At 38.9% G+C, this 25813-nt stretch carries 25 protein-coding genes; 6 read left to right on the top strand and 19 right to left on the bottom strand.

Annotated features, from left to right (window positions below):
• Nucleotides 1–24: 24 nt before the first annotated feature.
• From araD to ulaG, 4 genes are all read right to left on the bottom strand, one after another.
• Nucleotides 25–720, bottom strand: a complete 696-nt coding sequence (gene araD, locus L4F93_RS01955; protein WP_250350878.1) for an L-ribulose-5-phosphate 4-epimerase — start codon at nucleotides 718–720, stop codon at nucleotides 25–27.
• Nucleotides 714–1574, bottom strand: a complete 861-nt coding sequence (locus tag L4F93_RS01950; protein WP_250350877.1) for an L-ribulose-5-phosphate 3-epimerase — start codon at nucleotides 1572–1574, stop codon at nucleotides 714–716. Before L4F93_RS01950 ends, araD begins: the two co-directional genes overlap by 7 nt.
• Nucleotides 1575–1612: 38 nt before the next feature.
• Nucleotides 1613–2359 (bottom strand): HTH-type transcriptional regulator UlaR, encoded by a 747-nt coding sequence (gene ulaR, locus L4F93_RS01945; RefSeq protein ID WP_250350876.1) that lies wholly within the window; start codon nucleotides 2357–2359, stop codon nucleotides 1613–1615.
• Nucleotides 2360–2612: 253 nt separating this feature from the next.
• A complete protein-coding gene (gene ulaG, locus L4F93_RS01940; protein ID WP_250350875.1) occupies nucleotides 2613–3704 on the bottom strand; it encodes an L-ascorbate 6-phosphate lactonase in 1092 nt (363 codons plus the stop codon).
• A 332-nt stretch (nucleotides 3705–4036) separates the two neighbouring features.
• On the opposite strand from ulaG, the gene L4F93_RS01935 reads away from it, so the two are divergent.
• The 3 genes from L4F93_RS01935 to L4F93_RS01925 are packed head-to-tail and all read left to right on the top strand — an operon-like array spanning nucleotide 4037 to nucleotide 7046.
• Nucleotides 4037–5815: a PTS ascorbate-specific subunit IIBC gene (locus tag L4F93_RS01935; protein WP_250350874.1), complete on the top strand. Its 1779-nt coding sequence runs from the start codon at nucleotides 4037–4039 to the stop codon at nucleotides 5813–5815.
• A 57-nt stretch (nucleotides 5816–5872) separates the two neighbouring features.
• Nucleotides 5873–6346: a PTS sugar transporter subunit IIA gene (locus tag L4F93_RS01930; RefSeq protein ID WP_250350873.1), complete on the top strand. Its 474-nt coding sequence runs from the start codon at nucleotides 5873–5875 to the stop codon at nucleotides 6344–6346.
• Between the two features lie 22 nt (nucleotides 6347–6368).
• Nucleotides 6369–7046: a 3-keto-L-gulonate-6-phosphate decarboxylase UlaD gene (locus L4F93_RS01925; RefSeq protein WP_250350872.1), complete on the top strand. Its 678-nt coding sequence runs from the start codon at nucleotides 6369–6371 to the stop codon at nucleotides 7044–7046.
• Between the two features lie 269 nt (nucleotides 7047–7315).
• Here L4F93_RS01925 and hemB read toward each other — a convergent pair whose 3' ends face one another.
• From hemB to L4F93_RS01875, 10 genes are all read right to left on the bottom strand, one after another.
• Nucleotides 7316–8338, bottom strand: a complete 1023-nt coding sequence (gene hemB, locus L4F93_RS01920; RefSeq protein WP_250350871.1) for a porphobilinogen synthase — start codon at nucleotides 8336–8338, stop codon at nucleotides 7316–7318.
• A 37-nt stretch (nucleotides 8339–8375) separates the two neighbouring features.
• A complete protein-coding gene (gene tatC, locus L4F93_RS01915) occupies nucleotides 8376–9143 on the bottom strand; it encodes a twin-arginine translocase subunit TatC (RefSeq protein ID WP_250350870.1) in 768 nt (255 codons plus the stop codon).
• 9 nt (nucleotides 9144–9152) lie between these two features.
• Complete coding sequence (gene tatB / locus L4F93_RS01910) at nucleotides 9153–9692, bottom strand: Sec-independent protein translocase protein TatB (RefSeq protein WP_250350869.1); 540 nt, start codon at nucleotides 9690–9692, stop codon at nucleotides 9153–9155.
• Nucleotides 9693–9695: 3 nt separating this feature from the next.
• Nucleotides 9696–9923: a Sec-independent protein translocase subunit TatA gene (gene tatA, locus L4F93_RS01905; protein WP_250350868.1), complete on the bottom strand. Its 228-nt coding sequence runs from the start codon at nucleotides 9921–9923 to the stop codon at nucleotides 9696–9698.
• Nucleotides 9924–10053: 130 nt separating this feature from the next.
• Entirely contained in the window at nucleotides 10054–11691 is a 1638-nt protein-coding gene (gene ubiB, locus L4F93_RS01900) for a ubiquinone biosynthesis regulatory protein kinase UbiB (RefSeq protein ID WP_250350867.1), read from the bottom strand.
• A gap of 4 nt (nucleotides 11692–11695) precedes the next feature.
• Nucleotides 11696–12325, bottom strand: a complete 630-nt coding sequence (locus tag L4F93_RS01895; protein ID WP_250350866.1) for a ubiquinone biosynthesis accessory factor UbiJ — start codon at nucleotides 12323–12325, stop codon at nucleotides 11696–11698.
• A 12-nt stretch (nucleotides 12326–12337) separates the two neighbouring features.
• Complete coding sequence (gene ubiE / locus L4F93_RS01890) at nucleotides 12338–13171, bottom strand: bifunctional demethylmenaquinone methyltransferase/2-methoxy-6-polyprenyl-1,4-benzoquinol methylase UbiE (RefSeq protein WP_250350865.1); 834 nt, start codon at nucleotides 13169–13171, stop codon at nucleotides 12338–12340.
• A gap of 135 nt (nucleotides 13172–13306) precedes the next feature.
• Nucleotides 13307–14692, bottom strand: a complete 1386-nt coding sequence (locus tag L4F93_RS01885; protein WP_250350864.1) for a DASS family sodium-coupled anion symporter — start codon at nucleotides 14690–14692, stop codon at nucleotides 13307–13309.
• A 229-nt stretch (nucleotides 14693–14921) separates the two neighbouring features.
• Nucleotides 14922–15422 (bottom strand): ribonuclease E activity regulator RraA, encoded by a 501-nt coding sequence (gene rraA, locus L4F93_RS01880; RefSeq protein ID WP_250350863.1) that lies wholly within the window; start codon nucleotides 15420–15422, stop codon nucleotides 14922–14924.
• A gap of 50 nt (nucleotides 15423–15472) precedes the next feature.
• A complete protein-coding gene (locus tag L4F93_RS01875; RefSeq protein ID WP_250351600.1) occupies nucleotides 15473–16378 on the bottom strand; it encodes a 1,4-dihydroxy-2-naphthoate polyprenyltransferase in 906 nt (301 codons plus the stop codon).
• Nucleotides 16379–16480: 102 nt separating this feature from the next.
• On the opposite strand from L4F93_RS01875, the gene tsaA reads away from it, so the two are divergent.
• Entirely contained in the window at nucleotides 16481–17200 is a 720-nt protein-coding gene (gene tsaA, locus L4F93_RS01870) for a tRNA (N6-threonylcarbamoyladenosine(37)-N6)-methyltransferase TrmO (protein ID WP_250350862.1), read from the top strand.
• Between the two features lie 54 nt (nucleotides 17201–17254).
• Here tsaA and L4F93_RS01865 read toward each other — a convergent pair whose 3' ends face one another.
• A complete protein-coding gene (locus L4F93_RS01865; protein ID WP_250350861.1) occupies nucleotides 17255–17992 on the bottom strand; it encodes an MIP/aquaporin family protein in 738 nt (245 codons plus the stop codon).
• Between the two features lie 399 nt (nucleotides 17993–18391).
• On the opposite strand from L4F93_RS01865, the gene glpK reads away from it, so the two are divergent.
• Together glpK and L4F93_RS01855 are read left to right on the top strand one after the other, a co-directional pair.
• Nucleotides 18392–19900 carry a glycerol kinase GlpK gene (gene glpK, locus L4F93_RS01860; RefSeq protein ID WP_250350860.1) on the top strand — a complete coding sequence of 503 codons (1509 nt, stop codon included), beginning with the start codon at nucleotides 18392–18394 and terminating at the stop codon, nucleotides 19898–19900.
• Between the two features lie 164 nt (nucleotides 19901–20064).
• A complete protein-coding gene (locus tag L4F93_RS01855; RefSeq protein ID WP_250350859.1) occupies nucleotides 20065–22536 on the top strand; it encodes an autotransporter outer membrane beta-barrel domain-containing protein in 2472 nt (823 codons plus the stop codon).
• 120 nt (nucleotides 22537–22656) lie between these two features.
• On the opposite strand, the gene L4F93_RS01850 is transcribed toward L4F93_RS01855, so the two are convergent.
• From L4F93_RS01850 to rpe, 4 genes are all read right to left on the bottom strand, one after another.
• Nucleotides 22657–23289 (bottom strand): hypothetical protein, encoded by a 633-nt coding sequence (locus tag L4F93_RS01850; protein ID WP_250350858.1) that lies wholly within the window; start codon nucleotides 23287–23289, stop codon nucleotides 22657–22659.
• Nucleotides 23290–23418: 129 nt separating this feature from the next.
• Complete coding sequence (gene trpS / locus L4F93_RS01845; RefSeq protein ID WP_250350857.1) at nucleotides 23419–24420, bottom strand: tryptophan--tRNA ligase; 1002 nt, start codon at nucleotides 24418–24420, stop codon at nucleotides 23419–23421.
• Between the two features lie 23 nt (nucleotides 24421–24443).
• Nucleotides 24444–25118: a phosphoglycolate phosphatase gene (locus L4F93_RS01840; protein WP_250350856.1), complete on the bottom strand. Its 675-nt coding sequence runs from the start codon at nucleotides 25116–25118 to the stop codon at nucleotides 24444–24446.
• Nucleotides 25118–25792 carry a ribulose-phosphate 3-epimerase gene (rpe, locus tag L4F93_RS01835; RefSeq protein ID WP_250350855.1) on the bottom strand — a complete coding sequence of 225 codons (675 nt, stop codon included), beginning with the start codon at nucleotides 25790–25792 and terminating at the stop codon, nucleotides 25118–25120. The genes L4F93_RS01840 and rpe overlap by 1 nt, the downstream gene beginning before the upstream one ends.
• Nucleotides 25793–25813 lie beyond the last annotated feature (21 nt).

Below are 25813 nucleotides of genomic sequence, written 5' to 3'. Positions count from 1 at the left end.
TTTATCCTTTAGACATATAAATAACTACTGCCCATAATACGCATTTTTGCCGTGTTTACGCAAATAATGTTTATCCAATAACACGGGTTGCATTGAGGTTAAATTTGCATTTAACTGATGGCTGAATAAATTCATATAGCCAATTTCTTCTAACACAACCGCGTTATGCACCGCATTTTCCGCATCGCTTCCCCACGCAAAAGGTCCGTGTGAATGGACTAATACGGCTGGCACCTCTTTCGCATTAATCTTGCGTTGGCGGAAGGTTTCTACAATCACATTGCCGGTTTCAAGCTCGTAATTCCCGTTAATTTCTTCGTCAGTCATTTTTCGCGTACAAGGAATGCTGCCATAAAAATAATCCGCGTGGGTTGTGCCGGCGGCAATTAAATCTAATCCAGCTTGCGCCCAAATGGTGGCGTGCCGTGAGTGGGTATGCACAATCCCGCCAATGTCAGGAAATTGACGATACAGAGCAAGATGGGTTGGGGTATCTGAAGACGGTTTTTTATTTCCCCACACGCGTTCCCCTGTATGCATATCGACAATCACAATATCCTCTGCCGTCATCTTGTCATAGTCCACCCCTGATGGCTTAATGGCGAGCAGCCCTGAAGTGCGGTCTATTTCGCTGACATTTCCCCACGTAAAGGTGACCAAATGATGTTTTGGTAGGGCGAGATTGGCGTGTAACACTTTTTCGCGTAATTCGGCTAGCATTGGAATCCTCCTTGTTGCATTTGTTGTTCAATAAAACGGCGTGCGTTGATGATTTCTTCAATCGGTTCATCGGCTTTTTCTGTCCACATTTCAATGAGAAACGCCCCGCGATAATTTAGCTCGGCAAGGGTTTTAAAGCAGGTAACAAAATCTACGCAGCCTTTGCCAAAGGGGACATCGCGGAACTGTCCTTTGCAGGTTTCGGTAACTTTATAGGTGTCTTTCAAATGAATCGCGGAAATTTTTTCGATGCCTAATTGTAATTCTTCGACCACATTATCATTCCACGCAGAAAGATTGCCGAGGTCAGGATAGACAGTAAACCAAGGGGAGCGAATGAGGTTATCCCATTTTTTCCAGCGGGTAATGGAACTCATAAAGGGGGTATCCATAATTTCCATTGCAAGTGTGACTTGATTGCTTGCCGCTAACTCAACCGCCCATTCCATTCCTTGTTGAAAGCGTGCTAACGTACTTTCGTCTTGTTCTTCGTAATACACATCATAACCCGCTAATTGAATGGTGCGGATACCCACATCTACCGCCAACTGAATAGCTTTTTCCATAATCTCATAGGCTTTTTGGCGAAGCGTTTCGTCGTGACTGCCAAAAGGAAAGCGGCGATGGGCAGAAAGGCACATTGAGGGAATGGTGACGCCCGTATTGATAATGGCTTGCACCAGTTCAAGGCGTTGTGTCTTGCTCCAATCTAATCGGCTCAATCGTTCATCTGTTTCATCAATGGAGATTTCGACAAAATCAAAGCCACAGGCTTTGGTGATGGAAAGTCTATCTTGCCAGCTGATGTTTTTGGGTAGGGCTTTTTCATAAATGCCGAGTTTGTGTTTTCTCATTGTTTCGTCCTAAAAAAGTTACGTAATTTTTACCGCACTTATACTAGACGTACTTCAAGCCCTCTTGCGGTAAGTTGCTCAATGACTTGGGGATCGGCTTCTTTCCCTGTAATAAGGAGATCAATATTTTCTAATTGGGTAAATAGCATTCCTACTTGTTTACCTAATTTTGAACTGTCTAATAACACAACATATTTTTCTGCTTTAGAAGAAAGTTGCTGCTCCGAATGTGCGATAATCATATCTGTCTTAAAAAGCCCATCAACGGTAAATCCTCGCCCACTTGTAAACATAATATTTGCGGAATAATTTGTTTCATTTTGTTGATTAAGTGAGAGCGTGATGGCTTTTTCTTGATTATATTGTCCTCCCATAATGACAAGATCTGAATGATTTTGCTTAATAAGATCATTAACTAAAGGGATATAGTTGGTAATAATCTGTACTTTTCTGCCACACAAATAGCGTCCTAGCATTTGCATTGTTGAGCCACAAGTAATAATGACGCTTTCATTGTCTTTGCATAATCTTGCGGCTGCTTGAGCAATACGTTGTTTCTCGTCAAAATGATTGATACTGCTTTTTTCACTGGTTAAGTGAAAGGTGGTTAAGGCTTCCGCACCATTTCTAATTTTTCGTAATTTTCCTTGTTGATGTAATTTATTAATATCTCTGCGTGCAGTTGCCGGTGAAATATTTAATAAATCAATAATTTCTGCGGTAGAAAGCAGGTGATTTTCGGCTAGCCGTTCCAACAATAACTTATGGCGATAAGTTTCGTTCATTTTTCCCCCTAAAAAAGTACAACATTGTAAATTAAATTATTATACGCGCATTCGTAAATGATTTTAAATCATCTTAAATCAGATGTAATCATTTTGTGTGAGCGAATTTTTCTTTAATTTCTTTGTTATCATTTAATTACAGCAAGGGATCAAGCCGAAATAATTTACCAGCAATAACATTTTTTAGAATGATGAATATGCCCATAGGGAAATCAAGGCAAAAGAGGGATTTTCTCTTTCGCCTTGAGATTAATTAAAGCATTGCCTTGAATGGAATATTAGGTTCTTGTTCAAAGCAATCATCAAAACCACGTGGATGATGATATTCAATAAGATCTTTATCACGTGGGTAAATATATTTACCCCCAACTTCCCAGATGAATGGGTGAAACTTATATTGAAGCCGTTCTTTACGCATTTTCCATAAGGCAATAATTTCATCAGTACTTGCCATAAAATTTGTCCAAATATCGTGATGAACAGGAATGATGACTTTACAACGTAAACTTTCCGCCATTCTAAGAAGATCAATGGAGGTCATTTTATCCGCGATACCAACAGGGTTTTCACCATAATTATTCAATGCAACATCAATATCAAATTCTTTTCCGTGTTTTGCAAATTGAATTGAAAAGTGGGAATCTGCGCCGTGATAGATAGTTCCGCCGGGGGTTTTGAAAACATAATTGACCGCTTTACGTCCCATTTCTTCATCGCTTGGGCATAGCCCTTTGAGTTCTCCACCTTGCTCTTCTGCACCTTCCACTGGTAGGGTAACTAAACAGGTTCGATCAAAAGAATCTAATGCGTGGATTTCTACGTCTTTGATTTTAACGACATCACCCGGTTTTACGGTAATGAGGCGATCTTCAGGAACTCCCCATTTTTTCCATAATTCGGTACAGTGCCAAGGACCAACAAATTTTACGTGATCAAGTTTAGGATTATTGACAATGGCAGCGGCAACATTTACGTCGATATGGTCGCTATGGTAGTGAGAGGCTAAAATAAAATCTACTTCATTGATTGCAAACGGATCAATGACCATTGGTGCTGCACGTAAATTAGGTTGTAATTTACGAACGCCTGCCATATTAGCCATTTGGTGTCCACGTACCATATCTTTCACTTTTTTGGTGGATTTTCCACGGCTACACCAAAGATCCATACATAAATTTGCACCACCGGGGGTTTTTATCCATACGCCAACGCAACCTAGCCACCACATTGCAAAATTTCCTTCGGGTACAACTTCCTGTTCTATTTCTTCATTTAACCAAGTTCCCCACTCAGGGAAGGTAGAAAGGATCCAACTTTCTCGTGTTATTTCATTTACATTTGGCATTGTTTGCTCCTTACTTTTTTGTAATTAGTAGTCAAAATAAATCCTTTTTAATCATAATAAATCATTTTTATAAATGAAAGGATATTTTGTCTGTTTTGTGATCTATATCATATTTTGCTTTGATTTAAAGGGATTTTAGCTAGGCTCATTACTAAATGTAAATAGAGGTTTGATTATTTGGAAAGAATTTTAATTTGTGATCTCACTCACAAATAATCAAAAATAATCTTTTTATTTGATTGTTTTTGCGTATTATAGTGATGATTTTACTTTTGCTGTTTGAAAGTGAACATTATTATCAATGATAAATTCAATCTGAGGTAGTAAATATTATGGAAACAATTATGCACTATTTTGGGATCTTTAATACGCAGGTTTTATCTAAAGCTCCCTTTTTACTTGGGATTGTCGCCTGTTTAGGCTATATCTTACTGAAAAAAGACACGACAACGATTATTAAAGGAACAATTAAAACGATTGTTGGATTTATGATCGTTCAAGCGGGATCAGGTTTCTTAGTGACAAACTTTAAGCCTGTGATTGCAGGATTATCCAAATTTCACCATTTGACAGGCGCGGTGATTGATCCCTATACCAGTATGCAAGCCACCATTCAAACAATGGCAGACAATTATGGTTGGGTTGGCTACGCTGTTATTGGCGCATTATTTTTAAACATTTTATTAGTGGTGTTTAGGCGCTTTACGGGTATTCGGACAATTATGCTTACAGGGCATATTATGTTTCAGCAGGCGGGGTTAGTTGCCGTATTTTATATGATTATTGGTGCTTCAATGTGGGAAACGGTGATTTATACCTCCGTGCTAATGGCATTATATTGGGGAATTTCTTCTAATATTATGTATAAACCGACGCAAGCGGTGACAGGTGGCGCGGGCTTTTCTATTGGACATCAACAACAAATTGCTTCTTGGGTTGCAACAAAGTTAGCGCCCAAATTAGGCGATAAAAATGACAGTGTTGATAATATGAAATTACCAAAATGGTTGCATATTTTCCACGATAGTATTTCTGCAACTGCATTAGTAATGACCGTATTTTTCGGCATTATCTTGCTTTCTTTTGGATTAGATAATTTGCAAGCGATGGCAGGAAAAACCCATTGGTTTATGTATATTCTAGAAATGGGATTAAAATTTGCGGTTGCCATTCAAATTATTGTTACTGGCGTAAGAATGTTTGTTGCAGAGCTTTCTGAAGCATTCAAAGGTATTTCAGAGCGGCTAATTCCTAATTCCGTACTTGCCATTGACTGTGCGGCAATTTATGCCTTTTCTCCAAATGCGATGGTATTCGGTTTTATATGGGGGGCAATTGGGCAATTTGTCGCAGTTGGGTTATTACTTGGGTTCAATTCGCCAATCTTAATCATTCCGGGTTTTATTCCAATGTTTTTCTCTAATGCCACAATCGGCGTTTTTGCAAACCAATTTGGTGGCTGGAAAGCTGTGATGAAAATTTGTTTTGCAATGGGGATCATTGAAGTAATGGGATCGGCGTGGGTGATTCAGCTTCTGGCAACACAAGGCGCCGAATTTAATGGTTGGATGGGAATGGCTGACTGGGCATTATTTTTCCCACCAATTTTACAAGGGATTGTCAGTGTGCCGGGGTTCTTCTTCATTATTTTAGCACTTGCAATGGTTTATATGTTCTTTGCTTCCCGTAAATTACGTGCTGATGAAGCGGCAGCGGCTGCGGCAGGGAAAACATTAGAACAAATGGACGGCTATGGTAATGATGACAGCGTAGCACAAGATTTAGTTGCAGAAGTACAAGCAGAAAGCCCTATGGGCGAAAATCCAGTACGTATTTTGGCGGTATGTGGTTCAGGTCAAGGTTCATCAATGATGATGAAAATGAAAATTAAAGGCTATTTAGACAAACACGGGATTGCCAATATTATGGATTCTTGCGCGGTAACTGATTACAAAGGAAAATTAGATGGTGTAGATATCATTGTGTGTTCTAAGCACCTTGCCGATGAAATTCAGGGTGGTGAGCGAGTTTCAGTGCTTGGGGTACAAAATATGTTAAATCCAAATTCCTTCGGTGAAGAGTTAAAAGCGTTAATTAAGAAATATCAGTAATAGTCCTCTTACCGCACGCTATAATAAGTGCGGTAAGAATTTCGCGAGGTTTTTTATATGCTAAAACAATCATTAATTGAAAATAATTCAATCAAGTTACATCAAAAAGTAGAAAATTGGGAAGAGGCGATTAAACTTGGGACAGATATGCTTGTTGCATCAGGTGCAATAACGCCTCATTACTATGATTCTATTATCAATATGATCAAACAAATGGGACCTTATATTATTCTATCACCGGGGCTAGCTATGCCACACGCAAGACCCGAAGATGGCGTAAATCGCACCGCCTTTGCGTTAGTCACTTTAGATACCCCCGTGCAATTTGAAGGAGAAGAAGAACCTATTAAAGTATTAATTACGTTAGCAGGCAGTGATTCTAATCAGCATATGCAAGGGATTATGGAAATTACCCAAGTGTTAGAAGATGATGATCCAAATAGTGAAACGGGCGTTGATCTAGAAAAAATACTTCAATGCCAGAGTGCCGAAGACGTCTATCTTGTTATTGATCAAGCATTATCAAATTAACTGTTATAAGAAGGAAGAAATTATGTCAAAACCCTTACTACAAATCGCATTAGATTCTCTTTCATTAGAAAAAGCTGTTGCGGATGCTAAACAAGCGGAAGCTCTAGTGGATATTATTGAAATTGGTACCATTCTCGCTTGTGCTGAGGGAATGAAAGCCGTTAGTACATTACGAGCCTTACATCCTAATCACATTCTCGTTTGTGATCTTAAAACAACGGACGGCGGAGCTATTTTAGCAAAAATGTCTTTTGAAGCAGGGGCTGATTGGCTAACGGTTTCGGCTGCCGCTCATCCCGCAACCAAAGCTGCGTGTAAAAAAGTGGCGGATGAATTTAATCAGGCTCATCCAGATCTTAAAGTGAAAAAAGAAATTCAAATTGAGATTTATGGTAACTGGACACTTGAAGATGCCAAACAATGGGTTGAGCTTGGTGTGACTCAAGCGATTTATCACCGTTCTCGTGATGCAGAGTTAGCTGGCAAAGGTTGGACAGATGAAGACATTGAAAAAATGAAATCTCTTGAAGCACTGGGATTACAACTTTCTATTACAGGAGGAATTGTGCCAGAGGATATTCATTTATTTAAAGGGATCAAAAATGCAAAAGCTTTTATTGCTGGCAGAGCATTAGTGGGGGAAAAAGGTCAAGTTACCGCAAAAGCTATTCGTAATGAGATTGACAAATATTGGCCTTAATAAATTTCAAGAGGCTGTTTGGAGAGTTTCATTTTGGATTTTGTCTGGCTATAACAATGCGCGATATGTCCGTAATTAACCAGTTTAACTGGGTAAGAGGAAAATTTTCTCTATAATAATTGATATAGCTTGATAACTAAAATGACTCACTATGTTTTATGCGTACAATTAATGTCATTTAGCGATGCTAAGAAAGTACCCGCTCTAAATAAAAACTAAAAAGAGCGGGTATAGGTGTAAATTTGTACGCTTTTATTTACTTTGATACTTTATTTATTCTGATTTTCTAAATAAAACCATTCGGCTACTTGTTTAGCAAAGTAGGTAAGAATGCCGTCAGCACCTGCGCGTTTAAAACAAAGTAGGCTTTCCATAATACATTCTTTTTCTTTCAACCAACCATTTTGAATTGCTGCCATATGCATTGCATATTCGCCTGATACTTGGTAAGCAAAGGTGGGTACCCCAAAGTGTTGTTTAACACGGTAAACCATATCCAAATAAGGCATTCCGGGTTTTACCATAACCATATCTGCCCCTTCTTGAATATCTAGCGCCACTTCTTGTAGTCCTTCATCACTGTTGGCAGGATCAAGTTGGTAGGTTTTTTTATCGCCACCTTTGAGGTTACTTGATGAGCCTACCGCATCACGGAATGGACCGTAATAATTTGAGGCATATTTAGCGGAATACGCCATAATTTGTGTATTGATAAAACCTTTTTCTTCAAGTGCGGTGCGAATTTTGCCAATTCTTCCATCCATCATATCACTTGGTGCGACAATATCTGCGCCAGCTTCTGCGTGGGAGAAGGCTTGTTTCACTAGCACTTCAGTGGTGAGGTCGTTTAACACATAGCCATCATTATCGATAATGCCATCTTGTCCGTGTACCGTGTAAGGGTCAAGCGCGACATCCGTTAATACCCCTAATTCAGGATAAGTAGCTTTCAGGGCTTTTACTGCACGCTGTACTAAGCCATTCGGATTATAGGCTTCTTCTGCCATAAGTGATTTTTTACTTTGATCAATCACTGGAAATAAGGCGATAACCGGTACTCCATATTTCACTAATAATCCTGCTTCGATCAGTAATTGATCTAAAGTTAAACGCTCCACTTTTGGCATAGATGGCACAGGCTCACGATAATTTTCCCCCTCTATAATAAATACAGGATAAATGAGGTCATCTACGCTGAGTTTATTTTCTGCCATTAAGCGGCGACTAAAATCTTGTTTGCGCATACGGCGTAAACGGCGTGCTGGGAAACCAGTGAAAATTTGTGTGGTCATTGTATTCTCCAAAATTAAAGGGGCGTTTGCCCCTATGTTATTTAATTATTTCTTGTTCGTTTTCTTCATTTGGATTGTCAGCATTTTCTTTTGGACGATAAAAACGTGCAAAAAGTAATCCTACTTCAAATAATAAGCACATTGGAATCGCAAGTAAGGTTTGTGAAAAAATATCAGGGGGAGTCAGTAGCATACCAATAATAAATGCGGCGACAATAATATAAGGACGTTTTTTCTTTAGGTTTTCAATTGTTGTTACACCAGACCAGCAGAGTAAAATAATCGCAACAGGTACTTCAAAACAAACCCCAAAAGCTAAAAAAAGTGTCAGTACGAAATCTAAATAGCTACTAATGTCTGTGGCAATGGCAACGCCTTCTGGGGCGGTTTTGGTGAGAAAGCCAAACACTAAGGGAAACACCACATAATAAGCGAAGGCTACGCCTAAATAAAACAGCACGGTACTTGAAAATAAGAGTGGATAAATAAGGCGTTTTTCGTGTTGATAAAGTGCGGGGGCAATAAATGCCCAAATCTGATATAGCAAAAAGGGAACAGCAATAAATAATGCCACAACACCCGTTAATTTTAGTGGGGTAAAAAAAGGCGTTGCAATATTGGTTGCTATCATACTTGCCCCTGATGGCATCACGCTTAATAAGGGGGAGGCAACAAAATTGTAAATATCATTGGCAAAATAGACTAAGCCTAAGAAAATTACTGCGACAACAAGAACGCAACGTAATAAGCGATCGCGAAGTTCCAATAAATGACTGATCAGAGGTTGGGTTTCTTCAATACTCATAGAACGCCTTTATGCTTTTTCTGATTTAGATTCAGGTGAAGGGCTGACTTCTGCCAAGCTATCATCTTCAGGATAATAGGCACTGGTCAGTTCAAGCTGAGATTCATCTTGTTCGGCTAATTCTGCAATATCAGCAGGAGAAAGTTCACTTTCATTAGATAAGGTATCAGTTGCGTGTTTTTCATCAGAATTTTGCACCGCACTTTTTAGCTCTTGAACTTGTTGTTCAAAAGTTGTTTGTGTGCTTGCCGCTTTTTCCTCTAAATTTGCTTTAATTTTTTCCGCTGAGGCTTTGAGATCTTCCACAGTTTGGCTTAATTCAGGAGAAAGTTGTTTTAAATTGAGATGTTCAGCTTTTTTGATACTTTCTTGCAACTCTTGTAATTTCAGCTCTTGGCTTAACTCATTTTGTACATTTGCGGCAAGTCCACGGATCGTACTTACCCAGCCCATAACTGTACGAATGGCAATAGGGAGACGTTTAGGGCCTAGTACCACTAAGCCCACAATGGAAATTAACAGTAATTCAGAAAAACCAATATCAAACACGGATTATGCCTGTTCTTTGTCTTTTACAGTTTCTGTTTTTGCTTGTTGTGCGTCATCGGCAATTTTTTTCGGCTCTGCGGGTGTTTCATCGTCTTTCATTGCATTTTTAAAGCCTTTCACTGCCGTGCCTAAATCTGAACCCACGTTACGTAATTTTTTTGTACCGAAGAAAACTAATACAATTAACAAAACAATGAGTAATTGCCAAATGCTTACGCCACCTAAACCCATTTTTTACTCCTATAACTAATTTAATAAAATTGTGTGAAAATATAACTTTTTTATTCATCTTGAACAATAGACAATTTACATTATTTCACATTTTATTGATTTATCACCCAATTTTGCGTGCTAATTGAGGTTATGGCATTATCAAGGCAATGAGCCAAAATAGCCCGCCACCCGTCAATAACGCAATATTTGCCCATAAAGGTAAGGCAGAAAATTGCCATAATGTTCCGAAGAAAAGGACTGTCCCGATTATCACCGCTAATGCTTTTTTCTGCCAACGTTGTTGTTGCGCTAATTTTTTATTAATGGCATTCAGTTGTTGATGAATGTGGTTTTGTTGTTTTAGTGCATCCATTAAGGTGGCGGGAAACTGTGGTAAATGCTCAACAATATAAGGCAGTGTCGTTTTTAGGTTTTTCACCATTGCCTTCATTCCCATTTGTTCATCTAGCCAGTTTTGTAGAAACGGTTTTGCCGTATCCCATAAATCAAGTTGTGGATAAAGCTGTCGTCCTAAGCCTTCAATATACAGTAAGGTTTTTTGTAATAAGACGAGTTGAGGTTGCACTTGCATATTAAATTCGCGTGCGACATTAAATAAATTGAGCAAAACTTGAGCAAAGGAAATTTCCGATAGCGGTTTAGCAAAAATCGGTTCACACACTTCTTGGAACGCTTGTTCAAACGCATCAATATTCGTATCCTGTGGCGTCCAACCTGCATCAACGTGCATTTGCGCAACGCGACGATAATCACGATTAAAAAAGGCAACAAAACTTTCTGCCAAATAGCGTTTATCATTATCGTTTAAGCGTCCAACAATACCGCAATCAATGCCAATATATTGCGGATTTTCAGGATGCTGTGGATTAACAAAAATATTTCCCGGGTGCATATCGGCGTGGAAAAAACTATCACGGAATACTTGGGTAAAGAATACTTGTACGCCACGTTCTGCGAGTAATTTCATATTTGTGCCATTGGCTTTTAGTGTCTCTACATCAGAAACAGGAATACCGTAAATTCGCTCCATTGTGATGACATTGCGGCAGCAAAATTGTTGATACATTTCTGGAATATAGAGCATTGGGCTATCTGTAAAATTGGCTTTCAGTTTGATTGCATTAGCCATTTCAATACGCAAATCTAATTCATTGCGTAAGGTTTTTTCATATTCACGAATTACTTCCACCGCACGTAAACGATACCCTTCACTGGATAAACGGGGGATCCAGCTGGCTAATTTGTACATCCAGCTTAAATCAGCCTCAATTTGTGGCTGGATATTGGGGCGTAGCACTTTGAGTACCACTTCTTTGCCCGCAAGAGGCTGAGTGGCATTAAATCTTGCGGTATGAACTTGAGCGATAGAAGCCGAAGCAAGGGCGGTTTCGTCAAAATCTTCAAACCACGTTTCTAGTTTATCCCCAAAGGCTTGTTCAATTTGTTCTCGCGCTAATTTCCCGTCAAAAGGTTCAACTTGATCTTGCAATAAGGCTAATTCATCAGCAATATCAGGGGGGAATAAATCTCGTCTGGTTGAAAGCATTTGCCCAAGTTTGATCCACACAGGCCCAAGTTCTTGTAAAGCAAGACGTAAACGCAAGCCGAATGCCATCTCTTTATGCTGATTACGTAACCAAAATAAGGTTTTACGCCAACAACGCAAGGGACGAGTGTAGGCATTATGAGGCAGGGCGTCATCTATCCCATAAATTAAAAATGTACGGATAATTTTGTATAAGCGTTTGAAATCGTTAAAAGTCATTAGATTAATTTAATATTGTTTCAAGTTGTATGAGTTTCTGTTCTAAAAGTGCGGTGCGTTTTTCTAGCATTTTTACTTGCTGATTAAAATCATCAATGGCCAAACTGGGAGAGATAACTTCCCATTCTTCGGTTAGACGTTCACCCCAATATTGCTGGCTTTGCCGTAATTTTGTTGTTGCCATTTGCCCAAAATTGCGTAAAAAATTCACCGCACTTTGTGCCACCACATCACCCACAAAAGGCGAAAGTAATTCAGCTGGATCTTTTTCTAAAAATTCTAAGAGCGCGGTAAAATCCTGCAATACTTGTAAATCACCTTGCAATAAAATGGATTGATCATTGAGATAAGAAGATAATTGCTGTTTGTTTGGCATTTTCATTAGCATTTGGGCTTTCAAACTGACTGTACAATCAACTTCATCTTCATATTGGTTGAGGAGATCAATCCGTTGTGGTGAAAAAACAAAATAAATCGGAAAATCAATTTGTTGCAAATTGATTTTAAGGACTTTACCGTTAAGTTTACGCAAATAAATTTCGCTATGTGCCGTGCGTTTGAGTAAATAATTTAGTAAGGATTCTAACGCACCATTGAGCCACTGAGGCAGCATTAATTGTTGCAAGAAGTTCATTTTTTGACTCGCTTAAAATTTATAGCCTCGATGCAGGGCAACAATGCCTGCGCTGAGGTTGTAGTAATTCACTTGCTCAAAGCCGGCCTGTTCCATCATCGTTTTAAGATCCTCTTGTTTGGGGTGCATTCGGATTGATTCAGCTAAATAACGGTAACTATCGCCATCATTTACCACCACTTCACCGATTTTCGGTAAAATATTGAAAGAATAAAAATTATAGATTTTGCTTAGTGGATCTAAAATCGGTTTAGAAAATTCCAACACTAACAAGCGCCCACTGGGTTTTAATACGCGGAACATTGAACGTAATGCTTTGTCCTTATCTGTGACATTACGTAAGCCAAAACTAATAATTACGCAATCAAAGGTGTTATCGGCAAAGGGCAAGGTTTCTGCATTAGCTTGTACATAATTGATGTTGCCCACTACGCCAAGATTACGCAATTTTTCTCGTCCTACATTGAGCATTGAAGAATTAATATCTGCCAAAATGACTTGTCCACTTTCACCGACAAGGCGAGAAAATTTCGCGCTGAAATCCCCTGTTCCCCCTGCTAAATCTAGCACTTTTTGCCCTTTTCGCACGCCACTGCAATCAATCGTAAAGCGTTTCCAAACACGATGAATACCAAAAGAAAGCAAGTCATTCATTAAATCATATTTGCCAGCCACTGAGTGGAACACGTTGGCTACCAGCTTTTGTTTTTCTGCTTTTGCCACAGTTTGGAAACCAAAATGGGTGGTTTCTTGTTCGTTATCAGTCTGAATTTGTTGCGTGTCAGCTTGTGCAAAGTGCGGTGCATTTTCTGGCAATTTTTTGTGGGTATTGTTTTGGGAAGTCATAACCTTGTCCGAAAAATAAGATGAATGTCCCTTAGGATAACAAAAAATAGCGGATTTCTCCGCTATTTTTATTAGAAAATGCTTTTGTGAAGAAAACAAAGCTAAAAGCTGGCGTTTATCTTAAATAGCATCATTTTAGAACCATAACAAATAGGCTAATGTGCCAATAACAAATACGCTAATAAGATTGAGCAAGATACCCGCTCGGATCATTTCTCGTTGTTTCACTTCGCCTGTACCAAACACAATGGCATTTGGTGGTGTGGCAACTGGTAGCATAAAGGCACAAGATGCGCCTAAACCAATAATAAGGGCTAAGCCTAATTCTGGCATACCTAATGATTGTGCGATAGAGATAAAAATTGGCACTAATAGGGCCGCACTTGCCGTATTTGAGGTAAATTCTGTTAAGAAGATGATAAACGCAGCGACCAACAAGCCGATAAGATAGAAATGCCCTCCCTCGATTAAGAAAACAATGCCATCAGCTAAAATACGGCTTGCACCTGAATCGCGCAACACGGAACTGAGGGTTAAACCACCCCCGAACAGCATTAACACGCCCCAATCGGTGTTATTTTGTAACTGTTTCCAAGAGGCGACACCTGTGGCACAAATAATTACCGCAGCAAGCAGAGCAATGACGCTGTCAAAACTCACAATTTTTTTCTCTAAACCAAGTAATGATGAAAGTATAGGATTAATTTTGCTACTAAATACCCAACATAGCGCAATTAAGATGAAAATCACTAGCGTAATAATGCGTTTAGAATTAAATTCAATTTTTTCAAAATCTTGTTTGAAATGTAGATTGAGTTTTGGGCGGAATACCATATATAACGTACCAATCATAATTGGCATTAATAGGAGCATCACAGGAATACCGTAACTCAACCAATCTGAGAAGGTCAGTTTTAGTTGCGTTGCGACAATGTTATTTGGCGGGCTACCTACGAGTGTTCCCATACCACCGATACTGGCACTATACGCAATACCTAATAATACGAATACATAGGTGTTATGCTCACGTTCTTTATCCATTTGGCTTAAAATCCCCATTGCGAGAGGTAGCATCATTGCGGCTGTTGCGGTATTACTCATCCACATTGATAAAAATGCGGTAATAGTAAAGAGATAAAGCACTGCAACTAATAAGCGACCACCAGCCAATGCCATAATTTTATTGGCGATCATTCGATCAATATTTTGCTGATGAAGTGCGGTGGCTAATGCAAATCCACCAAAAAAGAGGAAAATATTTGGATCGGCAAAAGCAACTAAAGCCTGTTTGGTGGTGACCAAATCTAGCATAATAGCAAGTAAGGGAACTAAAAGCGCAGTAATTGTTACGTGTAAGGCTTCGGTTAGCCATAATACCGCAATAAACGCTAACATTGCCAAGCCTTTATTTGCTTTGGGATCAAAAGGAAGAAAATTTAATAAAACAAAGAAAAGCACCATATCGGCAATCAGAATAATGCTATTACGATGTGATGTAGTTTGGGTTGATGTTGTATTCATAGTTATTCCTCTTTATGTTCGTTATTGGCGCTAACTTTTTGGGGTTAGCCATAAAGACAAGCTAACGTTATCAAGTTGTTAATAAAAAGCAATAAAAAAATTGTGGTTTTGTGAAGCAGGTCAGAAAAATAGCTGAATAAACAGTAAAAAGTCGCAATCAAGCAAAAAGATGAAAAAAGCTAGAGTAGAAAAATAATGGCAAGAAAAACTTGCCATTATCTTAATCGAATTATTCTTCTTCGGAATCATCTAACGCTAAAGGTTCTTGCGAAAGGATAATGCCCGTTAAATCTGCATACACATAATCTTCAGGGTAAAATGTAACCCCACCAAAATTCACAGGAACATCAACCTCGCCTTGCGTATCATCACTTGCTCCCACAGGAATTGGGGCAAGGGCTTGAATACCGATATCTAAATTTTCTAACTGTTGAATTTGACGAACCGCACCGTAAACGATAATCCCTTCCCAGCCATTATCTACAGCAAGTTGAGCGAGTTCAGCATCAATCAAGGCTTGACGCACTGCACCGCCGCCGTCCACTAATAACACGCGACCTTCACCGTTTTCTTCCAAAATTTCGCCAATTAAGCCATTGCTTTCAAAGCATTTTACGGTGGTAATTTTGCCGTAAAAGGAAGTTAAGCCACCGAAGTTAGAAAAAATCGGTTCTACAACATCAACTTGATCTAAATAAATATCGCAGAGAGTAGAAGTATCAATACACATAAGTTCACCTGTTATACGCTGAAAATGATTGTTCTAGTATATGCCTATTGCTAGCCCACTAGCAAGCCGAAACTAAAAAGTAAGTTAGTTAAAAGGGCAAGCATTGACATTTGCCCAAGCATTGGGCGCAATAATAATGGGTCTTTACTGTGATAAACGAAGGCAGCGTGTTTTATTAGTAATGGATAGGCAATAAGGAAAATAAAACTCACTAATTGGTGGAAATTGGCTAAGGCAAAAAGCAGATAACAGATGGCACCTGTGGTTAATAAAAGGCAATGATAAATCCGCCCTTTTTTTGCACCTAATCGCACGGCTAAGGTATTTTTACCCGCCTTTTTGTCTTGTTCTATATCTCGTAAGTTATTGATATTCAAAACTGCGGTGGCAAATAATCCAGTTGCAAGTGCGGGTAAAAAAATCATCAAATTTAGTTGGTGAGTTTGCAAATAATAGGTTCCACATACCCCCAAAATCCCAAAAAATAATAACACGGAAATATCGCCTAATCCCATATAACCATAAGGCTTTGCACCTACGGTATAAGTAATCGCAGCAATAATGGCAAGACCACCTAAAAGGGAAAAGGCCAAGAGATCAGCATAACTTTGATAAGCTATGGCAATTAACAGAAAGCCGAAAAATAAACTGGCTAAAATGAGAGCAATTAACCCTTTTTTCAGTTGCTTTGCACTAATCACGCCGTGTTGAATACCACGCAATGGTCCGATACGCTCTGCGGTATCACTGCCTTTTTGGTGATCACCATAATCATTGGCAAAGTTAGAAAGAATTTGTAACAACAAGGTGGTAATCAAACATAATAGACTGATTTGCCAGCTAAATTTATGATCCCAGTAGGCAAGCGCCGCCCCCATAACAATTGAAGCGGCAGCTAAAGGTAGGGTTTTCGGTCTTGCCGTTTCCACCCACATTTTAATGACTTGTTTATCCATATTTTTCACTATCTTTCTAAATTCTAATTTTGGCGTAAAATATTCCAAAGAATTGGCTATTGTACTCATTTATCTTCGCCATTTTAACTGTTTAAGGAAAATATGTCGCAACTTAATTTAACCCTTTCCCCTATCGGAATCATTCATAGCCCTTATAAAGAGAAATTTTCCGTGCCACGCCAACCTAATTTAGTGCAAGATGGTGTTGGCACAATCCGCTTACTACCGCCTTATAACCAACCTGAGGCAGTACGTGGTTTGGAACACTTTTCTCATTTATGGCTTATTTTCCAGTTTGATAAAGTCCCCGTAGGCAAATGGCAGCCTACTGTCCGTCCACCACGCCTTGGCGGTAATCAACGCATAGGCGTATTTGCTTCACGCGCGACACATCGCCCAAATCCACTTGGTTTATCTAAAGTTGAATTAATGGGGATAGAAATAAATAAGGGGCAAGTATTACTTCATCTAGGCGCGGTTGATTTAGTTGATGGCACACCAATTTTTGACATTAAACCTTATCTTGCCTATGCCGACAGTGAAACGAATGCAAAATCAAGCTTTGCCCAACACCCCCCAGAAGCAAAATTACAGGTTTTCTTCTCACCCAAAGCGCAAACGCAATTAATCAAGTGCGGTGCAAAATACCCAAATTTTCAGCGTTTCATTAGCGAAGTGCTACAACAAGATCCCCGTCCTGCTTATCACCAAGCGAGTACCTCTGAGCGAATTTATGGAATGCGATTGTATGATTTTAATATTCGTTGGCAGGTGAAAAATGGCGCGTGGGTGGAAGTGATTGATATTGAAAAATCAGAATAGGGCGAGCTACAAAAAAGCGTTCAAATATCAGCAATTTGAACGCTTTTTAAAATCTTACATTAATACGTTGTAAACTACCCCAGCTAACACTGCTCCTGTAATTGGACCTAATACAGGTACCCAGCTATATTGCCAATCTGCTGATGTGTTTAAGGTTTTACCTAATAATCCAAGGGTTAAGCGAGGCCCGAGATCACGTGCAGGGTTGATCGCATAACCTGTTGTACCACCTAAACTTAAACCAATTGCCCATACTAAAATAGCGACGGGTAATGCGCCGAGAGAGCCTAATCCGATAGGCGTTGTGGTGCCTTCTGGAAAATCAAGGCTTGCACCGGAGAGATAGAAAATCACAAATAATAAAACAAAGGTGCCAATTACTTCACTGATAAAATTACTAGCATAGTTGCGTATAGCCGGTTCTGTGCAGAAACACGCACGTTTTGCACCTTGATCTTCGGTTGCGGTGAAATGATCTTTATAGAACGTATAAACGAGTAATGCGCCGAACATTCCTCCTGCGATTTGTGCCACAATATAGCCGAAAATCATTGATGGATCGAAACTCCCAATAACTGCCAAGCCAAGGGTTACGGCAGGGTTAAGATGCGCACCACTGTAAGGCCCTGTTACAACGACTGCCACATAAACAGCAAAGGCCCAAGCTGTGGTAATGACAATCCATCCTGAACTTTGTCCTTTGGTTTTATTTAAGCATACATTAGCAACCACGCCATTACCCATTAAAATCAGTAATGCGGTACCAATAAATTCCGCCAGATAAGCATTCATAATGCACTCCTTTTCATCTTTTCGTTTGCTCTGTGATTTTCTTTCGTTTAGAACCAAAAAGGCATTTTTGAATATTATTGGTGCGTATTTCATTATTAATAGAAATGTGTTTAAAGCAATACTTTTTATAAGGATTTAGCGACTTTTTATCTAATTTGTTAGCTTGATCACATTTTTAATTTATTGATTAATATTGAAATATAAAAATAACTCATAAGAAGTAGAGGAAAAAATATTTTGTGAAACAGATCAAATTTTTACATATTGATTATTTTAAATTTGAGCGTTTTCGATTATTTTTTATTTTTAGTAATTCTTTCGTTTTAGCTCAAAAAAGGTTTCGGATAGTAAGATTGGTGCGACATTTTACTCATCTCATAAATAAAAGAGGACTGAATTATGGCAGAAAAAAAATACATCATCGCTTTAGATCAAGGTACAACAAGTTCCAGAGCGGTATTGCTCGATCATAATGCTAATGTGGTTGAAATTGCTCAACGTGAATTTACCCAAATTTATCCTCAAGCAGGCTGGGTAGAACATAATCCAATGGAAATTTGGGCAACACAAAGTTCAACGTTAAATGAAGTCGTTGCCAAAGCCGGGATTTCTTCTGATAGCATTGCTGCAATAGGGATTACAAACCAACGTGAAACAACCATTGTATGGGAAAAAGAGACGGGAAAACCCGTTTACAATGCGATTGTATGGCAATGCCGGCGTACCGCTGAGATTACGGATAAATTAAAACAAGAAGGCTATGAAGATTATATCCGCAAAACCACGGGGCTTGTTGTCGATCCTTATTTCTCAGGAACAAAAGTTAAGTGGATTTTGGATAATGTCGAAGGTGCAAGAGAAAAAGCTGAACGTGGCGAATTACTTTTTGGTACGGTAGATACTTGGCTTGTGTGGAAACTCACTCAAGGACGTGTTCACGTTACGGATTACACCAATGCTTCTCGCACAATGCTGTTTAACATTCATACCAAGCAATGGGATGACAAAATGCTCGACATTTTGGATATTCCAAAATCAATGCTCCCCGAAGTGCGTAATTCTTCAGAAATCTACGGGCAAACCAATATCGGCGGAAAAGGTGGCGTGCGTATTCCCGTGGCGGGTATTGCAGGCGACCAGCAAGCTGCGCTTTATGGACATCTTTGTGTTCACGCAGGGCAAGCCAAAAATACCTATGGTACTGGCTGCTTTATGTTAATGCACACGGGAGATAAAGCCGTTCAATCACAAAATGGCTTACTCACCACCATTGCTTGTAATGCCAAAGGTGAGCCAGAATATGCCTTAGAAGGCTCAATTTTTATGGGAGGCGCATCAATTCAATGGTTGCGTGATGAACTTAAAATTGTTCACGATAGCTTCGACACCGAATATTTCGCACAGAAAGTGCCAGATTGTAACGGTGTCTATGTGGTTCCTGCCTTTACAGGCTTGGGCGCACCTTACTGGGATCCTTATGCTCGTGGCGCAATTTTGGGCTTATCTCGTGGCGCAAATCGCAATCACATTGTTCGTGCAACACTTGAGTCTATCGCTTATCAAACTCGTGATGTATTGGAAGCAATGCAATTTGATTCAGGGGAAAAACTGAAATCCTTGCGAGTGGATGGCGGTGCCACAGCCAATAATTTCCTTATGCAATTCCAAGCCGATATTCTTAACACCCCTGTTGAACGTCCTGTCGTGAAAGAGGTTACTGCATTAGGTGCAGCATATCTTGCCGGACTTGCTACAGGATTTTGGAAAGATTTAGACGAGCTACGCGATAAAGCCGATGTGGAACGCACTTTCCTGCCTGATGACGATGAAGCTAAACGAGCAAAACGTTATAAAGGCTGGAAAAAAGCGGTCAAACGTGCCTTAGAATGGGAGAAAGAGGAAGATTAACATTAACATTTCTTCTTGGAAAAAGTGCGGTGGTTTTTCACCGCACTTTTTATATGGGATTTTTATAGATTGTTATTTTCTAGAGCTATATTTTTTGTGGTACGATACGAAGAGATATTTATCTAAACACGATTATTTTTTCATCATAAGCTAAGGATAATCCAATGCAAAGATTTTCACCAAAACTCACTTTAGGAGCGATATTAGTTGCCTGTTACTCTCAAGCGAATGCGATCGATTTAACTTGTTCTAATCAATATGGGTGTAATATTGATACGAATATAGGAAGTAACCAATATTTTATTTACGAGCCTTCATTTGAGATAAGTGTAGAGCGTAAATTATTATCATCAGGCAATTTCCCAACAGATACACAGGAAGCGGTTAATCTTACTGTTTTTGGAGGAAACTATAAAAACAGAGGCGTAACTACCAATCGAATAAGGGAAAATGGAAAAGAATTTGCAGGTGTATTATTTTCTATTGAGCCTAACGCATTACATAATCAGATTACCCTTAAAGACGGTGTTTCTGCGATTTTAGAGCGTTATGCTAACGAGTCCGGTGTTATTTTATCCTTATACAAGGGAGATCGCGGTGTCATTGAACAGGGAGTGACATTGACAATAGGTTCAAGTATTGAACAACTTAATGATACGCCTGAGGCATATGGTGGTACGGCAATTCATTTGCAGGAGGCTGAAAAGCTCATTGTTAATGGAGGAAAAATTCTATTAAATAGTTATGGTAGTGAAGGGATTAGTGCGAATAATTCTACGCTAAAAATAGATAATTTGGCTATTCTGATGAATGCAGCGCAAACAAATGCCATATCAAACTTCGGGGGAATAAATTTTGAAGGAAATAAGTTATCAATAACAGGAAATCAAGATGGACAGTTTGCGTTTGATCTTGCAAAAGAAGTTGAAAACCAAATTACTTTAAATTTAACTAATAGCCAAATATCTTTAAATAATAAAAGCAACGTTCTTAAGTTAGAAGGTCCAACAAGAGGAGATGAAGCTAAGCAATTAGTTTCTAAAATAACCTTTAAAGATAATACTATTTCAGCTGGTACTTTCTTTCATTATATTACTGAGAATGCAAGAAAAGATGTCATTGATCTTCAAATTAATGGCGGTGAAGTTAAAACAGAGCAATTAATTAATATTAATGATCAGCATATTATTGATATGACTAGAGAAGAAGAACCTGATGCGCCTGAAATTACCAACAATTTAGCTTTAAAAATCCAAGCCGATCAAGGCGCGAAATTGCAAGGTGTGAGTTATATTAACCCTAATTACGAACACGGTACGGTGGATTTAACTTTAAATGGTAATAGCCAGTGGAAATTTAAAGGTGATAGCACGCTAGATAATCTCAGTGTGAATAATTCGACAGTTGAGTTTGAGCCTGATTCCGCATTCCATACTTTAACAATTAATAAAGATTTATCTGGCAACGGTGAATTTATTTTAAATTCAGATTTAGCTTCTGAAAACGCTGATCAAATTATTGTGAAAGGCAGTGTAACAGGTAATCATCGTTTACAAGTGCGAAATTCTCGCAATGAACCCAAAAAAGAAAATGGCAAAGTTATTCTGGTTAAAACCAATTCAGGTGATGGGGAATTCAGTTTAAAAGATAAACCTTATGTTGATGCTGGAATTTATCGCTATGAATTAGCGAAAGATAATAATAATTGGGTATTGGCGCATAAAGGCAAATCAACCAATACTGAAGAACCGCAACCGCAACCGAGCGATGAGGGCGAAAGAACATTTAGTCAATATGCCAATAATGTGATTTCAATTCAACAAGCGGCAAGAGCTTATTTATATACTCAAGGGGAAATTGTTAGCAACCGTGTTAGTTTCTTACATAACACTGAGCGCCTAACAGGGTTCTGGGTACAAAATAGCAATAATTGGAGTGAAGTGGATTCTTATCAAACACTTTTAGCTAATACATCAGGCTTTAAACAGCGCAATCATTTGCTGACCGTAGGTTATGATGTGCATTTTGTCAATCAAGAGACTTCTTACTATGCAGGGCTTTATACGGGGCTTGGTCAAGGAAAAATTGATTTCAAGAAAGATTATGGCAGTGCGAAAATTAAAGGTAATCATATAGGTGTTTATGGAGGAATGCAGTGGCAAAATGGCTTATTCCTTGATACTGATTACAGCTACAACCGCTTACGCTTAAGTAGTGATGAAGTTGATAAACAAAGCTTCAATGCTCATAGCTTACGCCTTGGTACAGGTATTAAATTACCGATGTTTACTAATTGGAATGTTGTACCACAAGCGAGCATATCGGCAACCAAATTCAATGGCAACACAACTTACCGTAGCAAATTGGGCGCTCAATTTATGGGAAATTTTGCGCTTTCATCGGTTAGTCTAAAACCTTACGCGGGTGTTTATTGGCTAAATGATTTTGGTTCAAATGATATTGTGATCAGTCAGTCCAAAGCTAATATTCAATCATTTGGTAACCGCGCCCAACTTGAATTAGGCGCTGCATTGAAAACTGTATTTGGTTCTTTTGATGTTTCATTGAAAAATGAAATGGGGAGTCGCTATAGAGAGAATGTACAGCTCAATCTAGGGTATAGCTATCAATGGTAATTGGCTCAGAATAAAAGTGCGGTGGTTTTTTTATTAAATTTTTAAACCGCATATAAGAGAAAAGGCAGTGTATCAATCTTTAATTGAACGCTGCCTTTTTAGTATGAAATAAAATAAGCCTTATTTCACAAACTCACTAAATGTTAATTCATAATGGTCGCCATCTTTATCATAAGAAATATAACGAGGGAATTGTTCACCACGATATTTTTTTACCACAAAAGATTTTTCGCCAGTGCGGAATTGATAAGTGATTTCTGTTTGTGATTGATTTTGCATTTTTATTTGTCGTTCGCTTTGTTTTACGAAGACATTTTTCATCGGATATAATTTTTTGCCGTTAGTAATTTGGAAATTTTTCGGTAATTTGTCGTAATAGCTAAGCTGGAATGCTACCGTGAATAAATCAAAGGTTGGCATTTCAAGTGGCTCGCTTTTTAAACCATTTTTTACTTTACCATAAGCAATTTCATTGCCTTTGATAATCGTTTTTGCATAAGGTTTACCGTTACGTACATCTTGGTAATTAGTCATTTTGAAATCCGTTTTACTTTGCGTCCCAACGGATTTAAATTCAATGTTATACAGCGGAATATTGATCTTAGCATCAACGTGATATTGCGATCCGTTGGCGTTAAAATGCACATAGGCAGGCATTAAATAATTTGAGCTGTATTTGATATTGGTATCTAAATTTGCCCACGCATTAGGTAAAGCAAACAAGCTAAGCAAAAGCACTTTGAGTCGTTTCATTAAAATTCCTTTGAATATTTATTAAATGAAGTGTTTATTTAGATGACATTACACAATAATAGTTCATTGTAAAAGAAAGTGCGGTGAAAATTAGGCGAGTTTTTCGCCTAATTTAATGTTAAAAGTGGATTAACGCGCAACGAAGCCGATGGCTTTATAGACTGCGTCTAATGTGGCTTTCGCACGGGCTTGCGCTTTTTCCGCCCCTTCTGCGGCGATTTTATGTAATAAGGCTTCATCATTGCGGAAATGGTGATAGCGTTCTTGTAATTGTGTGAGCATTGCAGATACTTCATCAGCGACGGCAGTTTTTAAATGACCATACATTTTGCCTTCAAACTCTGCTTCTAATTCAGCAATACTTTTGCCTGTAATACCTGCCAAAATATCTAATAAGTTAGATACTCCGGCTTTATTTTTTACGTCATAGCGAATGACAGGTGGCTCATCAGAATCGGTAACCGCACGTTTGATTTTTTTCACCACTGATTTTGGATCTTCTAACAGTCCAATCACGTTATTGCGATTTTCGTCTGATTTAGACATTTTTTTCTCAGGCTCAAGTAGCGACATCACGCGTGCGCCCGCTTTTGGAATAAATACTTCTGGAATAGCAAAATGTTCACCATAAAGTGCGTTGAAACGTTGGGCAATATCACGGGTGATTTCTAAATGTTGCTTTTGATCTTCCCCTACTGGTACTTGGTTAGTTTGGTAAAGTAAAATATCTGCTGCCATTAAAACTGGATAGGTAAATAAGCCAACGTTGACATTTTCAGCGTGGCGTGCTGATTTATCTTTAAACTGCGTCATTCGTCCCATTTCGCCAAAGTAAGTATAGCAATTTAGCACCCACGCAAGTTGGGCGTGTTCTGGAACGTGCGATTGAATAAAAATGGTGCTTTTTTCAGGATCAATACCACAGGCTAAATATAATGCCAGCACATCAAGGGTTGCTGAATGTAATTTTTGTGGATCTTGACGCACGGTGATTGCGTGTTGATCCACGATACAAAATAAGCATTCATAATCTTCTTGCATTTTTACCCATTGGCGTAATGCGCCTAGGTAGTTACCGATAGTTAATTCACCAGAGGGCTGAACGCCACTAAATACGATAGGTTTGGTCATTGTTATATCCTTTTTGAATCACATTAAACAATTTGCAGAATTTGTGCGAAGTCGTCAAACACCCAATCAGGGTGGGCTTCTGCAATAGGAATATTATAATTGTAGCCGTAAGTTAATCCTACCACTGGGCAACCTGCAGAAGTGGCAGCGATAATGTCATTTTTTGAATCCCCTACAAATAATATTTGTTTTGGGTATAAGCCAAATTTACCGCATAAATAATAAAGGGGAGCAGGGTGCGGTTTTATTTGTGGTAAAGATTGTCCGCCCAAGGTTTCGCTAAATAAATGATCAATACCAAAGGCTTTTAGTACAGGAAGAACGTGCTGGGTTGGTTTATTTGTTACCACAGCTAAAATAAAGCCACGCTCTTTTAATGCGGTGAGTGTTTCTTTCACATTTGGGTATAAGCGGCTGAGATTACACAGGTTTTCACCATAATAAACATTAAAGCGAGTTTTTACTTGCTCAATTTCTACCGCACTTAATGTTTTGCCTGTTTGTGCTGCCGCCCATTCTAACGCTCGTGCAATTAATACGCCAGCACCATTGCCGATCCAAGTGAGTACCAATTCTTCCGGCGCTGAGGGTAAATTCACTTCGTTTAAAGCTGAATTGACTGAAAGGGCTAAATCGGGCAGGCTGTTCACTAACGTGCCGTCTAAATCGAAACCAATAAGTTTAAATTGTGATGTCATTATTTGCTTACCTTACTTAATTCTTGACGCATTTGGTCAATGATTTTTTGATAATCGGGTTGATCGAAAATAGCTGATCCTGCCACAAAGGTATCTGCGCCTGCGCGTGCAATTTCTGCAATGTTATTCACTTTCACACCGCCATCGACTTCCAAACGAATATCGAAACCGCTTTCATCAATGCGTTGGCGTGCTTGTTTTAATTTTTCAAGGGTAGAAGGAATAAAAGACTGACCGCCAAAACCGGGATTGACTGACATCAGTAAAATCATATCGACTTTATCCATAACATAGTCTAAATAGCTTAATGGCGTAGCGGGATTAAATACCAAGCCTGCTTTACAGCCATTATCACGGATAAGTTGTAACGATCGATCAATATGCTCTGTGGCTTCAGGGTGAAAGGTGATGTAATTTGCCCCAGCTTTAGCAAAATCAGGGATTAAACGATCTACCGGTTTCACCATTAAATGCACATCAATGGGCGCACTGATACCATAATCTCGCAAGGCTTTACACACTGCAGGGCCAAAGGTTAAATTCGGCACATAGTGGTTATCCATTACATCAAAATGAATTAAATCTGCACCGCACTTTAGTACGTTCTCGACATCTTCACCTAAGCGAGCGAGATCGGCAGATAAAATGGAAGGTGCAATTAAAAAAGATTTCATTTTATCCCTCTAGATAGGCTG

The organism is Avibacterium sp. 20-132 (assembly GCF_023611925.1).
Taxonomy (GTDB): domain Bacteria; phylum Pseudomonadota; class Gammaproteobacteria; order Enterobacterales; family Pasteurellaceae; genus Avibacterium.
The sequence above is the reverse complement of the archived record's forward strand: the minus strand, read 5'-3'. Positions and strand labels throughout refer to the sequence as shown.